Source organism: Acinetobacter sp. 228 (genome assembly GCF_048147885.1).
Genome location: NZ_JAYWYV010000013.1, coordinates 22,813 through 37,645 on the forward strand (window position 1 = coordinate 22,813; position 14,833 = coordinate 37,645).

Here is a 14,833-nt window from a genome sequence, read left to right on the forward strand (position 1 = left end):
GTGAATCCTCTTGTTTTTTATCGATATTGGGCTAAATAATCAGCAAAACTGATGCTGCTATCTTGCTCGAGTTGCTGTTGCTGCTGCAATGACTTTTGTGACATTTCTTCAAAATAAGCCAGTGTTTCGGGACTGAGCTGATGTTCTTCATAGACCAGGCTGTGCTGCTGTGCCAGATGTTGGCCAAAATGCCACATACCGCCCTGTTTACGTATATCCCCGACCACCAGGGCAGACAGGGTAGCATCAACTTCATCGACCCGGAGCATCATGGTTTTAAGGGCATCGGTATACACGGTGATGTCATAGGTCGAATCAAGCAGCTTGGCCAGGGGCAGCATGCGCTGCAAATGCATGCCACACCAGGCTTCAATCAGATAAGACTGACCATTTTCTATAATCGCTGCATTAGGTGCACGGCCACGGTTGACGACCTCGGCCTGATTCTGCTCAATGAGGTCCTGTTCATCACCGAGTAGTGCCGGACTGTCCTGTAATAGACAGTACAGGGCCAGTACTTCAAGAAAACCGGCTGTATCTTCATTGATACCAGTCGGACTATAAGGATTGACATCGACTGCACGCAACTCGATATAGGCAATTCCGCGATTTTCCAAGGCCTGGGAGGGTGTTTCGCCCGCTTGCGGTACCTGTTTCGGGCGCACTAAGCTGTAATATTCATTTTCGATTTGCAGCACATGATCATTGATCTGGATCGGCTGACCATTTGCATCGTCCAATCCTAAACGGCTAAACGGCTCATAGGGCGTTTTGACGGCTTTTTGCAGTCCATCCAGATAGTCCTGCAAATTATTGTAGTGAATACCGAGCTGTTTCTGCGCAGAGTTCTGATAACCAAAACGCCCCATACGCAGTGCAGTCGCATATGGAGAATATAGGGTGCCTTTGACCAATGGCAACAAGAAATGGTCACGGCCGGTCATGAAGCACTGGCAGACTGCCGGACTGGCCCCGATCAGGAACATGACCAGTGGGGTCAGGCGGATAAAGTTACGGATCAGCCCCATATAGCGGTGGCTGCGATAATCCTGCAAGCTTAATGCCTTGAGAGATTCGTCCTGTTCCTGCTGCTGTAAGGCCTCGAACAGATGATCCGGAAAAGACAGATTATAGTGCACGCCTGAAATCGTCTGCATACGGCGGCCATAACGTACACCTAGACCATGACGATACAAGGTCTTGAATAGGCCGATGTTTGAGCTGCCATACTGTGCCAGCGGAATGCTGTCATCACTGCTGTCCAGCATACACGGCATCGACAAGGGCCAGAGTTTTTCATCATTTTCCAGATGACGATGCACAATCGCATGAATATCACTGAGATAATCCAGCGCTTTTTTAATACTGTCTTGTGGCGGAGTAATGAACTCCATCAATGCTTCAGAATAGTCCGTCGTGATATGGGGATGAGTCAAGGCTGAACCCAAGGCACGAGGATGCGCTGCCTGTGACAGGAATCCATCACTTTGCATGCGTAAGCTTTCACGCTCAATACCACGCAGCATGCCTTTGATGAGTGACGACTCGACCCAGGTCGGTAACACATTTAGGGAAGTCGATTCAGGTTGACTCATTACAATCTCGCTTAAGGGGGCTAAACTATTAAATAAATTAAAATCATCAGTTTAATCAGTATAACGTGATTTCATGCCGGCATATGACAGGCTGCCTAGTTTTCAGGCAAACCTTTGATTTTTAATTTGGCAAATATTTAACACAAACTTCCTCTATAAGACATGGATAATTTGTGATTTTATTAACAAATAGATGCTAATGAATTGTAAATATTATGAATTATCAAGATATTTTAGACTTCTGGTTTCATGCGGACAGCCAGCCATTATGGTTTAGCCAGAGTCATGAATTCGACCAAAGTATTGCACAGCAGTTCATGAGCACCCATCGGCAGGCAACCCAAGCTGAACTCTGGGCCTGGCGTAAAACCGCAGAAGGCCGTCTGGCTGAAATTATTGTTCTGGATCAATTTTCACGAAATTTATTCCGGGATTCTCCCCAGGCTTTTGCCCAAGACAGTCTGGCACTGGCTTTGGCTCAGGAAGCCATCAGCCTGAACCTGGATCAACAGCTCAGTCCGGAACAGCGTGCTTTTCTTTATATGCCGTTTATGCACAGTGAATCCAGACTGATTCATGAATTCGCTTTGAAACTCTTCCAGCGTCTGGGTAATCCGACCAATCTGGAATTCGAGAAAAAGCACAAGGTCATTATTGACCGCTTTGGACGTTACCCGCACAGAAATCAAATCTTGGGCCGTGAATCGACCAATGAAGAACTTATTTTCCTGACCCAGCCTGACAGCAGCTTTTAAGATTTTTTAACAGGCTGTCCGGACTGGATCATTGCATCAGGAGACCGAACATGAAAAATACACTACTGGGATTAGGTATAGTTGCTGCCCTTAGCCTGACGGGCTGTGCCACCACACCTTCTAAACCCTTGACCTTTGACCAGCTCGGCCAGTACAGCACCACGCCATTGAATGCCAATACCTATCGCATCAGCTTTCAGGCACGCCCCAATATGAGTTTTGGTACAGCGGAAGAAATTACCCTGCTCAAAGCCGCCCAGACCACCGTACAGAATGGCTTTCAGTTCTTCAGGGTACTCAATGATCCAAGTAACCGGACCCAACCGCCGCGGCAGGCCGTGGTTTATCCAGCACCGAGCTACTATCCGTTTGGTTATTACCGCCGTTATCCGGGTTTCTGGCCTGACCCATTCTATGACCGTCCTTATACCGTGACTCTGGATCCTGCCCAGGTGGCCTATACTATTGAATGCTTCAAAGCCAATCAGGCACCTCAAGATGCTTTTGATGCCCGCTTGATTTTACAGTCACTTGGCGCTAAATATGGTTTAAGTCCATCTGGTGCAGTGCTGCAACCGCAACCGGCCAATCCCTCCTGACAGGATGATTCATGCAGACAGAGCGTATTTCCCCGAGCCTACAACGAAGTAAACGTTTCGCGACCATTGCCCTGGTGGTTGCGGTTCTGATCTGGTTGGCATTGATGGTGGCAGCCAAACTGCTGCCAGAATATGTCTGGCTGCTTCAGATCCTGATGCTTTCTGCAGAAGCAGGGGTAGTTGGTGGCCTGGCAGACTGGTATGCGATTACGGTTCTGTTCCGCAATCCCTTTGGTCGTCTGCCTATTCCCAAGTTTTTACGTGACCACACCGAAATTATTCCACGCAACAAGGCCCGAATTGCAGAATCGATGGGCCGTTTTGTCCAGGAAAACTTTCTTTCTCCACAAATTGTACAGCGCAGTCTGGAGAGTACCGACCTCAGTCTGGCTGCGGGGCGCTGGCTGGCCAACCCACAGAACAGTGTCCAGGTGACTCAGGTCATCCAGCAGACAGCTCCGAAAATCTTTGAATTTGTCGGGCAGGAACAGATTGCCGGATTTATCCAGAGCAACAGCGTGCAATGGGTCAAAAACACCCAGATCAATACCTTGGCCAGTGAAATGCTACGCGCAGTACTGGACAATGATTTCCATCAGGATGTGTTACAGCGAGGACTGGATGTGGTACATGCCTGGATGACCTCTCATCCCGAACAGACCCGGGAACTGACCCGTAACCTGTTTAAGGAAATGGGCGTGTGGAAACTGGCCAAAGGTGCCAGCTGGATCGGGATTGATGTGCAGCAACGCAGTATCGACTCTGTCATTCAGCGGGTTGAAGCCATGCTGGCCGATCCAGATCATCCATGGCGACTTAAAATTGAGGAAATGGGACATAACTGGATGTTACAGCTGTCGGATAATGACAGTGAAGCCAGCCAGCGTCTGAATGAAACCAAAGATGCCTTACTGGATAGTCCACAAGTGCTGAATTTTATCAGCGGTGCCGTGGTGATTTTATGTGATGCAATCAAGGAAGACTTGCAAAAACCAGACTCGGGTATTGCGGAAAATCTCAGGATTGCTATCCAGCAGGTCGGAGAAAATATTATCTCGAACGCCTCAGTTCGTGAGCTGCTGAATAAACGTCTCAGCGGAATCGCGGTGGACCTGAGCGACCAGTACAGTGAAAAAGTCATCCGTTTTATCAGCGAGCGCATCCACGAATGGGATTCAAGCGAGATGATTGACAAGATTGAAAATGAGGTCGGTGGTGACCTGCATATGATCCGGGTCAATGGCGTGGTAGTTGGGGCCTGTATCGGTCTGGTGCTCGGGATCATCCGGGCGGCGGTGGAGCATTTAATTTAAAGGTGAGGCTGTTTGCCCCATACAGCCCAGCTTTTAAGTCGTCAGAGAGCTGTTCCCCACCTGATTAAATTTAAAAATGATCATTTGGGTGGCTGAGGTCCGGACATATCTACCAATAGCCCGGTAAATCTGCGTACAAACGGCAATAAGGTCACCACAATTGGAAAAGCAATCGCCCAGGAAATCATCCAGTTATGGAACCATAGAGCGATAAATCCTTCAATCCAGCCGAGGGTACGCAGCATATTGATCATGGAAATAATGCCACTCATCAGGCAGGACAGGATAAAAGGCACAATAATCAGTGCCCATTTTGCAGGAAGTTTAGGAATGTTCCCGATAATAGTTGGACGTTGTAGTGAAGCCATACTGCCTCTTTTTTGTTTGTTCTTCGACTACCAACAATATAAGCCAAATCTTCAGACTTGGCTGAGTGATTTTTTTATTCAGATAGTTTTGCCTGACATTAATTCAATTTTCATGAGATTTATCCCGTTATTCTCTATTAATTTAATTAGAAAATTCATGACGGTTAATTGTATAGTTTTTCTTCTCTATAAATGCTTTTACCTAAACAGCCGGAAATTTGCTATATTTGCTGTTTTTCTGCGATCTCTATTTTCGACTGATTATGAATACGGCAATACAAGCAGCTCTCGATCATGCAGTGCACACTCTACAGGCACAAGGCGTACTCCCATCTGACTGGAATAATACAAGTAATTTGACGCGTACCAAAGACCGAAGCCATGGTGACTTTGCGTCGAATATTGCCATGATCGCGTCGAAAGCTGCAGGTATGAAGCCACGTGATTTAGCAGAAAAGATTCTTGCTGCCCTACCTGAAGTGGCAGATATCAGCAAGGCAGAAATTGCCGGCCCCGGTTTTATTAACTTCTTTCTGAATGCCGACCAGCGCTTTGCAGTCCTAGATCAAATTCAGGCCCAACAGGCAACGTATGGTCGTACCCAGGTCAATGCCGGCAAACGTATCCAGGTTGAGTTCGTATCTGCCAATCCAACCTCTAGCCTGCACGTGGGTCATGGTCGTGGGGCTGCATATGGTATGACGGTGGCGAATCTGCTTGAAGCGACCGGCGCCAAAGTCGATCGTGAATACTATGTCAATGACGCTGGCCGTCAGATGGATATTCTGGCGACTTCTACTTACCTGCGTTACTTAGAATTAACCGGTCAGGAACTGGTCTTTCCGAAAAATGCTTACCAGGGCAACTACGTTAAAGAAATCGCGCAAAGCATTATTGACCAGGATGGTGATGCCTATGTCCGCCCTGTTGCAGATGTTTATAAAGATGTACCGGAAGATGTGCAATATGCTGCAGAGCCCGATGCTGAAGGCAATAAAGTCGTTGTTTCTGGCGATAAAGAAAAGCATATCGATGGCCTGATCTTCAATTCACAAACCTTATTAAATGAAGGCTACCGTGTTTTCCATCAGGCTGCTTTAAAAGCCATTCTGGATGACATTAAAGACGATCTGGGTGAGTTCGGAGTGACTTTCAACCAGTGGTTCAGCGAAGCTTCTCTCACTGAAAAAATTGAAGAAGCCTTACAAACTCTGGATCAGCGCGGTTTCCTGTACGAAAAAGATGGTAACATCTGGTTCAAGTCGACTGAATTTGGTGATGAAAAAGACCGTGTGGTGAAACGCCGTAATGGCCAGACCACCTACTTCGCGTCTGACATTGCCTACCACCTGAACAAGTTGCAACGTGGCTATACCGATATTATTGATATCTGGGGTTCAGACCACCACGGTTATATCGCACGTGTAAAAGCAGCGATTGATGCTCTGGGCTATGACTCGAAAAAACTGACTGTACTTCTGGTTCAGTTTGTCAGCCTATGGCGTAGTGGCGAAATGGTACAAATGTCCTCTCGTTCAGGCCAGTTTGTGACTCTGCGTGACCTGCGTAAAGAAGTCGGTAACGATGCAGCGCGTTTCTACTATGTCATGCGTAAATCCGAACAGCACATTGACTTCGACCTGGACCTTGCTGTATCTCAAAGCAAGGACAACGCCGTATATTATATCCAGTATGCGCATGCGCGGATCTGCCGTATGTTAGAAAAGGCAGCGTCTACAGGCGTGAACTTTGATGCAGCCACTGCACGTGGTCTGGCAGCCAAACTTGAGCTGGAAGCGGAAACCGAAATTCTGGCAAAACTGGCAGCTTATCCAGAGATTGTTGTTCGTGCTGCAAATAGCTATGAACCACATCAGATTGGTAATTATCTGAAAGAGCTGGCTGCGCTGTTCCATGGCTGGTACAACGACAACAAGGTTCTGGGCGATGATGCAGAATTAACTCAGGCACGTTTATTGTTATCTGTGAATGTTCGCCAGGTATTACGTAATGGTTTAGAGCTTTTAGGTGTGTCTGCTCCTGAGAGCATGTAAATAAGAATCTTGTAACTTTAGCTATATGCTTGAAGATACAGAAAAATTAAAATTCTGTGTGATTTATGATCTAGAGGATGACTTTTAGATCCTGATCACATAGGATGAAATGATAGTAGGGGCATAACTGCTGTTATGCCTTTTCTATTTGCCCCGATTAATAAGAGGAAAATCCCAAGTGTTTGGAAAAACGCAGCGCGGTGTATCTGAAAGACCGAATAAGCCTAAAAAGCCACTTATTCCAACCTGGCTCGGCACACTCGTGATCATTTTAATCGTGTTAAGTTTTTTGATGGCGCTCATGCTCTGGAAGCCATGGGAACCAGTCAAACCGAAGACTCAAACAAGTGAATCTGTCCAAGAAGAAGACACCAACAAAGATTACCGTTTTTATGACCTGTTACCACAGCAGCAAGTGACGCCAATTCCTGAACAGGCAGTTCCTGAAAACAAAAAGCAGGATACGGTAGTCATTGTTGAAGCCCCCCGCCCTGAAGCGGCTGAACCTGAGGCGACCACAACTGAGCCTGGCCTGCAAGCCAGTGAAGCTCCTGTTGCCGCACCGGCCAGTTATATTCTGCAGGTGCGCAGTTTTGATGACCCAGATCAGGCGGATGCTCGCCGTGCAGAAATTATTCTTAATGGCTTATCTGCCGATGTAGTGCGCAGTGTGGAAAATGGTAAAGTCTGGTACCGCGTGGTTTCTGGTCCTTACGATTCAGCAGAAGCTGCAATCATCGCGCAGCAAACCTTGCAAAATAGCGGAATCGATTCAATCGTCGTAAAACGATAAACCTTAGCAATAAAAAAGCGCCTGATGGCGCTTTTTTTGAACCTCTCCCCTGCGCAGCAGTGCTGCTCATCTCCTACAAGGAGAGGCAACCTTCCCCTTTTTCAAAAGGGAAGCTAAAATTTTTAAACCGTATGCCCGAGTGCTTCGCCCATCAATACAGTTGAGTTGGCTTTAAACTTCTCATCCCAATGCATTTTGTTTTCTTCAAACAGGATAATCGCGGTTGAACCGAGGTAGAAACGGCCCAGCTCAGCACCTTTTTCCAGAAATAAATCATGCTGGTTCAGTTCGATACGCCCAGACGGTTTCACCTTACCCGTAGCAACCGTTTCAATCCCTGCAACGATCATCGCACCCACCAATACCACTGCCATACGGCCGAGTTCTGTATCAAACAGGCAGACCATACGTTCATTACGGGCAAACAGGCCCGGAATGTTTTCTGCTGTCGTCTGGTTAACCGAGAACAGTTCACCCGGTACATACAGGGTTTCAGTCAGTGTTCCGGCAAATGGCATATGTACACGGTGATAGTCACGTGGTGACAGATACACTGTCGCGAATTCACCATTTTTAAAGGGTTCGGCCAGTTGCGGATCGGCAATCAGATTTTCAACAGTGAACTTCTGCCCTTTGGCCTGAAATACATCGCCATTTTCAATTTTACCCAGTTGGGAAATCGCGCCATCCGCAGGAGAAACAATCGCAGTTGAATCCGCATCTACCGCACGTACACCTGTTCTCAGACCACGGGTAAAGAAGTCATTAAATGAATTAAACTTCAGTGCATTAGTTTGCTCAGCAATCGACATATCAATCCCGTATTTGGTCTTGAATGCTGTAATGACCGCTGTTTTTACAATCGGATTTTCACTGGCTGCAATTTTTCCTACCACACGTGACAGGCGATGCTGCGGCACCACTTTTTGGGCCTGGATAAACAGTTGTTGTTTTAGACGCGATGTGATGCTCAAGATGGCACCTCTCCTGTAGCGATTGGACTATCGAGGCGGTTGCCCCATTCACTCCACGCACCATCATAGGCCCGGATATTCCAGCCCAATAACCGGCCCAGAATATAAGCCAGACCTGAACGGTGATGGGACTGACAATACGCTACAACCGGTTGATTCAAATCAAAACCCAGTTGTTCCAGACGCTGCTGTGTACGTGGTAAAGGATGTAATTTTAAATGATTTTGCCGGTTAAGGGCAGTACTCCACTCAAAATGACGTGCACCTGGAATGTGACCACCGCGTCGCGCTGCCAGACGCAGGCCGGTATATTCTTCTTCTGTACGACAATCCCAGAGCTGAATATTTTCATTTTCAACCTGTTGTCTTAATTCCTCATAGCCAATCTGGAATTGGGCCTTGTGCTCGAGTTGTACCTGAACTAAATGCTCGACCGGCTGAACAGTTTCCTGATCAGATGAAGTAGGCAGACTGGCACCGAGCCAGGCATGAATCCCGCCATTGAGTAAGCTGGTATTTTCAAAGCCCAGACAATGCAGGTTCCAGAGTAAACGTCCGGCCCATGCACCGCCCTCATCATCATAAGCCACGACATGATGTTCTGGAGAAATATTCAGATAATTGATGAGCGCCTGTAAGCCTTCGGTATCCGGTAACAGTCCCATCGCCGTTTCTTCCTGGCGCACCAGAAGTTTAGGCTTTAAATGTAAGGCATGTGGAATATGCAATTGCTCGTAGACTGAAGCCCGGCTTAAATCCACAATTCTGAGTTTCTCATGTCCCAGATACGGAACCAGGTCTTCTGCTTCAATCAGCAGGCCAAAATCCAAGGCTGAAGCTGTCATCATTATCAGGTGTCGTCACGGTCAAATCTTTTTGATCTTAGCACAGCTCATTTTTTCAATTATGATATTTTTATCAAGATCCTTAGCATAATTTTAGCTAAAGAAAAGTAGAAAAAGCTGACTCAGAAAGAAAAAACTGCCTCAATACTGAAGCAGTTTTTAAATAGAAGGTGTCTTTGTTAAGTAGTTTCTGTAACGCTAAACACCTGACGTAAATAGGCCAGGAAGGTATCATTATCTGTCATGGTTTTGCCCGGACTGTCTGAAATCTTGGCCACCGACTGACGGTTGCATTCCACCAGTTTCAGGACAATATTCAGTGGTGTCTGTCCCATATCATTGGTCAGATTGGTCCCGATTCCAAAACTGACCTGGAAACGGTCTTTAAAGTATTGATGTAATTTCCAGGCTTTTTCCAGATTCAGGCCATCACTGAAAGTCAGCATCTTGGTTTTGCTGTCTATTTTCAGCTTTTTATAGTGGGCATAGGCTTTATCACCCCATTCGTAAGGATCACCACTGTCATGACGCAGGCCATCAAACAGCTTGGCAAAGTACAGGTCAAAGTCACGCAGGAAAGCATCCATTCCCACCACATCAGTCAGGGCAATTCCCAGGTCACCACGGTATTCCTGTACCCAGGTTTCCAGTGCGGCTTTCTGGAAATTCCGCAAACGTACATCCAGTGCCTGAAAAGCTTGCAAAAATTCATGCGCCATGGTGCCAATTGGAGTAATGCCCAACTCTTTGGCCAGCAGTACATTACTGGTACCACGGAACACATAAGGCGCAGCTTTATTAAATTCTTCAACCACATGCTTCTGCCATGCAAAGCTGAAACGACGGCGGGTACCGAAGTCCGACACCAGAAATGGGGGATCATTTGGGTCCTGTGCGGCAGCATACTGTTTTAACAGCTCCACTTTAGCCTTTAAACGGCGCTCGCCTTCGACCAGCACTTCAGGGGTACGAATCCGGCTGAAATACAGCTCATTGACAATGGAAAGGACAAAGATCTCGAACATCATGGCCTGAACCATCGGACCTTCTATCACAATATCCAGACGCCCCTGACTGTCAATACTGGCCTTGATAAAACGGCGTTTCAGCTGGAACAGTTCCAGATAGTCAACAAAGTCACTTTTGATAAAACGTAGACTGCGTAAATACTGTAATTCGTCTTCTTTAAATTTAAGCTGGCACAGCAGATCGAGTTGATGGTTCAGATCATCCAGAATATCCGTCAGGGGATAAACTGTATCTTCCAGATTACGACAACGGAAATGGTAGACACTATGTGTTTGTGGAAACTTGTGTAAGACCACTTGCAACATGGTGAATTTGTACAAGTCAGTATCTAACAGAGAATGGATAATTGGAGCCATAACTAAAGGAATATCGCTGTGCTTATCTTTGCATTAAAGCATAAAAAGTCATGCAATATTGCAGGATTTACGTACAGCCGGCCGGATTTTCAACAACAGTATCCCAACATAAACCGGCTTATTTCTGGGTTTTGACCTGGGTTTTTTCCTGCTCCTGAATCAATTGCTGTAACTGTTTTTCCTGACCAATCACATTGGCAAACTCAGCAGTAGTCTTTTGCCCGGTTTTCTGGGCCTGGGCATCACAGTCAGCCTGATGCAGCTGCTTGGCAATGGCAAATTCCATTTTAAACAAGGCACCCATTAAGGCCGTATTGCCTCGATTGTCCCGGGCACAGCGGTCAGCACCATGTTTAAGCAAACTGCTGACAATCTCCTGATGGCCATAATAAGTCGCCATCATCAGCGGCGTATAACCGTCTTTATTGCGTACATCGACCGGGAAGCCATGTTTCAGAAATTCGTTGATAACTTCACTATTGCCAACTTTAGCCGCAGCAAAGAACAGGTTGACCAATTCCTGTTGTGAGTTCATCTGAATGCTTGCCGCTGTTTTTGCAAGGGAGACATTCTTCACTTCAACAGCCGTTGCGAATATAGAACTGAAGGCAAGAATACTGGCTAAAAATGCGTGTGGCATAATGTTCATGATGAACTCCAACAGAAATCGAAAAGAAAATTTCAGTCACTCAGGACCATATTCACCTGAGATGAGATAAAAAACGGAGTGCCTGTAAAACTCCCCCTAGGGTGCAGGAAAGGTTTGGAGTTTTACAGGACTTTTCGGAGGTGATGCGTTATGCCCTAATCACCAATTCCTCAAGACCAATCGAAATCAGTCTTTTAACTTTGCAGCTTTGGCTTTAACAGTCGCGATATTACCGTTTACAGCCTTGGTCATGCGGGTACCGTAGTCCGCATCTGCCTTGTAGAAATAAGACAACATGATGTGCTTGGTTTCTGAATCTTTGACATTACCAAGGTCAGCAGCCAGATTCATGATCAGGTCATCTTTTTCTTTGGCCGTATATGAACGGTACAGCTCACCTGCCTGCTTGAAGTTCTGCTCTTTGGTCCCGATCTGCTGAATATGGCCAGTTAAAGGAGTTTGTACTGCACGTGCTTTTTCAGTAGCAGCTTTTGGCTCTTTACGGCTTGGCTCATAGTTCACATCCGAGTCACGCTCAGAGATATTCATGTAACCATCCTGGTTATTGTTGTTCACATTCACCACTGGACGGTTTACCGGAATTTGCTGGTGATTCGCACCCAGACGGTACATTTGGGTATCTGAGTAAGAGAAGATTCGACCTTGTAACAGACGGTCTTCAGACGGCTCGATACCTGGTACCAGATTACCTGGCGCAAATGCCGACTGTTCAGTCTCGTTGAAGAAGTTCTTCGGCATACGGTTCAGGGTCAAGGTGCCGACTTTGGTTTCCGGCACCAGCTCGGTTGGCCAGATTTTGGTTGGATCTAGCGGATCGAAATCAAACTTGCCCAAGTCTTTAGGATCAATCACCTGAATGTACAGGTCCCATTTCGGGAAATTACCTGCATAGATGTTGTGATAAAGATCATTGGTCAAGTGGTTGAAATCTTTGCCTTGCTGCTCAGCCGCTTCTTTTACGTTCAAGCCCTTCACGCCCTGTTTTGAACGGAAGTTGAATTTCACGTATTTGTATTCGCCTTTGTCGTTATACAGTTTGTAAGCGTGTACCCCAAAACCGTCCTGTTCGCGGTAACTGGTTGGAACACCTTGCTTGCCATACACATAAGTCAGCATGTTGGTGGCCCATGGCTGGCTCGACAGGAAGTCAAACACGCGGTTGGCATCTTGAACATTCGTCACCGGGCTTGGCTTCATGGCATGAATGAAGTCCGGGAATTTGATCGCATCACGGATAAAGAATACCGGGGTCTGGTTACCGACCAAGTCCCAGTTGCCTTCCTGAGTGTAGAATTTCACTGCAAAACCGTGCGGATCTCGTAGGGTTTCGGGTGAACCCTTACCGTGAATTACGGTAGAAAAACGTAAGAAAACTGGAGTTTTAGTACCGGCTTTAAATAATGAAGCAAGGGTAAGATCAGAAAGGTCTTTGGTTGCGACGAACTCACCATAGGCACCCGTACCACGTGCATGTACCACGCGCTCAGGAATACGTTCACGACCAAAACGTTGTAATTTTTGTACCAGTTGAACGTCCTGAAGGAGTACAGAACCATTTGGACCCGCAGTGATCGAGTTCTGGTTATCGCCCACTGGCGCGCCATTGTCTTTCGTTAAAGGAGCAGCTTGTGCGGCTGTGACAGTTGCAAGCATTGCAACCAGTAATGAACGCTTAAACATTTCTAAATCTCTTAATTTATTACCTTTCCTGCACAGACTAAGATACGCGAGCACAATAAATAGATAAAACAGATTATTTTTATAAATTCAATCGCTTTAATGAATTTATAAAAATTAATCAATTGATTTTCAGATATTTAAAGTTCATAAAAACAGCATCTCATACTGCTCCAGATTTTTTTCTTGCTACAATCACGTCTATCTGTGGTTTTCAGTCAATATGTAAAATGCGTGCCTTATTACAAAGAGTTTTAGAAGCTAAAGTCGTGGTCGAGGGTGAAACTACCGGAGAAATTGAAAAAGGAATTCTGGTTTTTCTGGGGTTGGGCAAAGACGATAATCTGGAAAAAGGCAAAAAGCTGATTGATAAGATATTGAAATACCGCTTCTTTGATGATGAACAGGGCAAAATGGGCTGGAACGTTGCCCAGGTGGGCGGTGGTATATTGCTGGTTTCACAATTTACCCTGATGGCACAAACCCAGAAAGGTTTGCGTCCCGACTTTGGTCCGGCCATGCGACCGGCTGAAGCAAAAGCCTTATATGAGCAGCTGGTGGAATATGCCCGAAGCCAGTTTGAACATGTGCAAACCGGTATTTTTGCCGCCGACATGAAAGTACATCTAGTCAATGATGGACCTGTGACATTTAATTTAGAAGTTGAATAAGTTTTAATTATTTCAGAATTCAAAAAGCCCTCATATTTGAGGGCTTTTTCTATTTAATCCTCCCCTAGCCCCTCCTTTAAAAAGGAGGGGGAACTAAGCGGAAGTTTCTTATTTACCAGTTTTTTCTTTAATAAACTGGCGTACCATTTTCACTTTTTCTTTGACTGGCTTTGGCAGTTTTGGTGGAATCATCTTCGCCACCTGGTTAAACCAGACCAGCAAACCGAAGTCACCTTCCATTTTGATGGTGCCACTTTGCATGCCGGTCATAAATGCAGTCGGATCACCTTTAATTAAAGTCTTTACGCCCTGCTCACTATCAGCAAACTGCAAAACAAAATCTGCTTTTTCAGCATCACCAGAAACGGTCTCGATATGGTCGTTATTCACAATGATCTGACGTGCCATACCCTCATCCGTACCAATCTGGATGCGGAATTGACGCCCATGTACCAGTTCGATGAATTTTGGGCTGGTACGTGCCAACTGCTTCATACGTAATGCTAAACCTGCGACCAGTAAGTCCAGCGGATCTGTACTTACATCAACAAGAGGAAGTTTTAACACAGGAATGGAGGACAGTTTCATGAAGGATGCCTATTCTAATTGTACGAAAATTGACAAATATCCTAGCATAGTTCCGGGTTAGGTGGATGCAGCAGTTTGTATCATATTTCTAAACGAAAAATGCACCCGCAGGTGCATTATTTCACTGATATTAGAGAACTTAACGGCTAGAAAGCTGCTGCTGGTCATCTTCATAGACTGGTGTGTGTTCGATATAGCGACGTTTTGCCAAAGCACGCTCGGCACGACGATCTTCACGCAATAACAGGCAGGTCACCACCAGCATGACCGCAGTTAATGCGCTCAGATAACTATACGTCATTGGCAGCTCAAACCAGGTCTGAGTCCCTATACGAATCACCTCGATCAGGCCCCAAACCAGCATCCCGGCAGCCATAAAGCTTAACCAGCGACGATAAGGCGAGAAGAATACAGCAAGCACAGCTACAGCGACTAAACTGAAGCCCACAATCGTTGTTAAATTCGCTGTTACCATATAACCCCCTCCATCCAGATAGATAGTTTTCCGCCTGATATTGCAAAGTTTCTATCTATTGAATTTCGTTA

Annotated in this window: 15 protein-coding genes; 6 read left to right on the forward strand and 9 right to left on the reverse strand. The window is 46.1% G+C overall.

What is annotated here, in order from left to right:
• Positions 1-17: 17 nt before the first annotated feature.
• Complete coding sequence (gene gshA, locus VXQ92_RS10710; RefSeq protein WP_416681519.1) at positions 18-1,595, reverse strand: glutamate--cysteine ligase; 1,578 nt, start codon at positions 1,593-1,595, stop codon at positions 18-20.
• 215 nt (positions 1,596-1,810) lie between these two features.
• Between gshA and VXQ92_RS10715 the strand changes: the two genes are divergently transcribed.
• The 3 genes from VXQ92_RS10715 to VXQ92_RS10725 are packed head-to-tail and all read left to right on the forward strand — an operon-like array spanning position 1,811 to position 4,262.
• Complete coding sequence (locus VXQ92_RS10715; RefSeq protein WP_416681522.1) at positions 1,811-2,350, forward strand: DUF924 family protein; 540 nt, start codon at positions 1,811-1,813, stop codon at positions 2,348-2,350.
• A 50-nt stretch (positions 2,351-2,400) separates the two neighbouring features.
• Complete coding sequence (locus VXQ92_RS10720) at positions 2,401-2,949, forward strand: CC0125/CC1285 family lipoprotein (protein ID WP_064095110.1); 549 nt, start codon at positions 2,401-2,403, stop codon at positions 2,947-2,949.
• 11 nt (positions 2,950-2,960) lie between these two features.
• On the forward strand, positions 2,961-4,262 hold the full coding sequence (locus tag VXQ92_RS10725; RefSeq protein ID WP_416681524.1) for a DUF445 domain-containing protein: 1,302 nt from the start codon (positions 2,961-2,963) through the stop codon (positions 4,260-4,262).
• Between the two features lie 80 nt (positions 4,263-4,342).
• Here VXQ92_RS10725 and VXQ92_RS10730 read toward each other — a convergent pair whose 3' ends face one another.
• Positions 4,343-4,630: a DUF2798 domain-containing protein gene (locus tag VXQ92_RS10730; protein ID WP_416681526.1), complete on the reverse strand. Its 288-nt coding sequence runs from the start codon at positions 4,628-4,630 to the stop codon at positions 4,343-4,345.
• 263 nt (positions 4,631-4,893) lie between these two features.
• On the opposite strand from VXQ92_RS10730, the gene argS reads away from it, so the two are divergent.
• Positions 4,894-6,684, forward strand: a complete 1,791-nt coding sequence (argS, locus tag VXQ92_RS10735; protein WP_416681529.1) for an arginine--tRNA ligase — start codon at positions 4,894-4,896, stop codon at positions 6,682-6,684.
• A 178-nt stretch (positions 6,685-6,862) separates the two neighbouring features.
• Positions 6,863-7,477: an SPOR domain-containing protein gene (locus tag VXQ92_RS10740; RefSeq protein ID WP_064095114.1), complete on the forward strand. Its 615-nt coding sequence runs from the start codon at positions 6,863-6,865 to the stop codon at positions 7,475-7,477.
• A 122-nt stretch (positions 7,478-7,599) separates the two neighbouring features.
• Here the strand turns inward: VXQ92_RS10740 and asd are convergent, their stop codons facing one another.
• The 5 genes from asd to VXQ92_RS10765 all read right to left on the reverse strand — a co-directional run bounded on the left by asd (position 7,600) and on the right by VXQ92_RS10765 (position 13,031).
• Entirely contained in the window at positions 7,600-8,451 is an 852-nt protein-coding gene (asd, locus tag VXQ92_RS10745; protein ID WP_064095115.1) for an archaetidylserine decarboxylase, read from the reverse strand.
• Complete coding sequence (locus VXQ92_RS10750) at positions 8,448-9,296, reverse strand: sulfurtransferase (protein ID WP_064095180.1); 849 nt, start codon at positions 9,294-9,296, stop codon at positions 8,448-8,450. Before VXQ92_RS10750 ends, asd begins: the two co-directional genes overlap by 4 nt.
• A gap of 179 nt (positions 9,297-9,475) precedes the next feature.
• A complete protein-coding gene (pncB, locus tag VXQ92_RS10755) occupies positions 9,476-10,681 on the reverse strand; it encodes a nicotinate phosphoribosyltransferase (RefSeq protein ID WP_416681532.1) in 1,206 nt (401 codons plus the stop codon).
• A 118-nt stretch (positions 10,682-10,799) separates the two neighbouring features.
• Positions 10,800-11,330: an ankyrin repeat domain-containing protein gene (locus VXQ92_RS10760; protein WP_416681535.1), complete on the reverse strand. Its 531-nt coding sequence runs from the start codon at positions 11,328-11,330 to the stop codon at positions 10,800-10,802.
• 186 nt (positions 11,331-11,516) lie between these two features.
• A complete protein-coding gene (locus VXQ92_RS10765) occupies positions 11,517-13,031 on the reverse strand; it encodes a catalase (protein ID WP_416681538.1) in 1,515 nt (504 codons plus the stop codon).
• Positions 13,032-13,258: 227 nt separating this feature from the next.
• Between VXQ92_RS10765 and dtd the strand changes: the two genes are divergently transcribed.
• Positions 13,259-13,699 (forward strand): D-aminoacyl-tRNA deacylase, encoded by a 441-nt coding sequence (gene dtd / locus VXQ92_RS10770; protein ID WP_416681541.1) that lies wholly within the window; start codon positions 13,259-13,261, stop codon positions 13,697-13,699.
• A gap of 108 nt (positions 13,700-13,807) precedes the next feature.
• Here dtd and VXQ92_RS10775 read toward each other — a convergent pair whose 3' ends face one another.
• Positions 13,808-14,287 carry an SCP-2 sterol transfer family protein gene (locus VXQ92_RS10775; RefSeq protein WP_064095120.1) on the reverse strand — a complete coding sequence of 160 codons (480 nt, stop codon included), beginning with the start codon at positions 14,285-14,287 and terminating at the stop codon, positions 13,808-13,810.
• A 139-nt stretch (positions 14,288-14,426) separates the two neighbouring features.
• A complete protein-coding gene (gene aciT / locus VXQ92_RS10780; RefSeq protein WP_416681544.1) occupies positions 14,427-14,762 on the reverse strand; it encodes a ciprofloxacin tolerance protein AciT in 336 nt (111 codons plus the stop codon).
• Positions 14,763-14,833 lie beyond the last annotated feature (71 nt).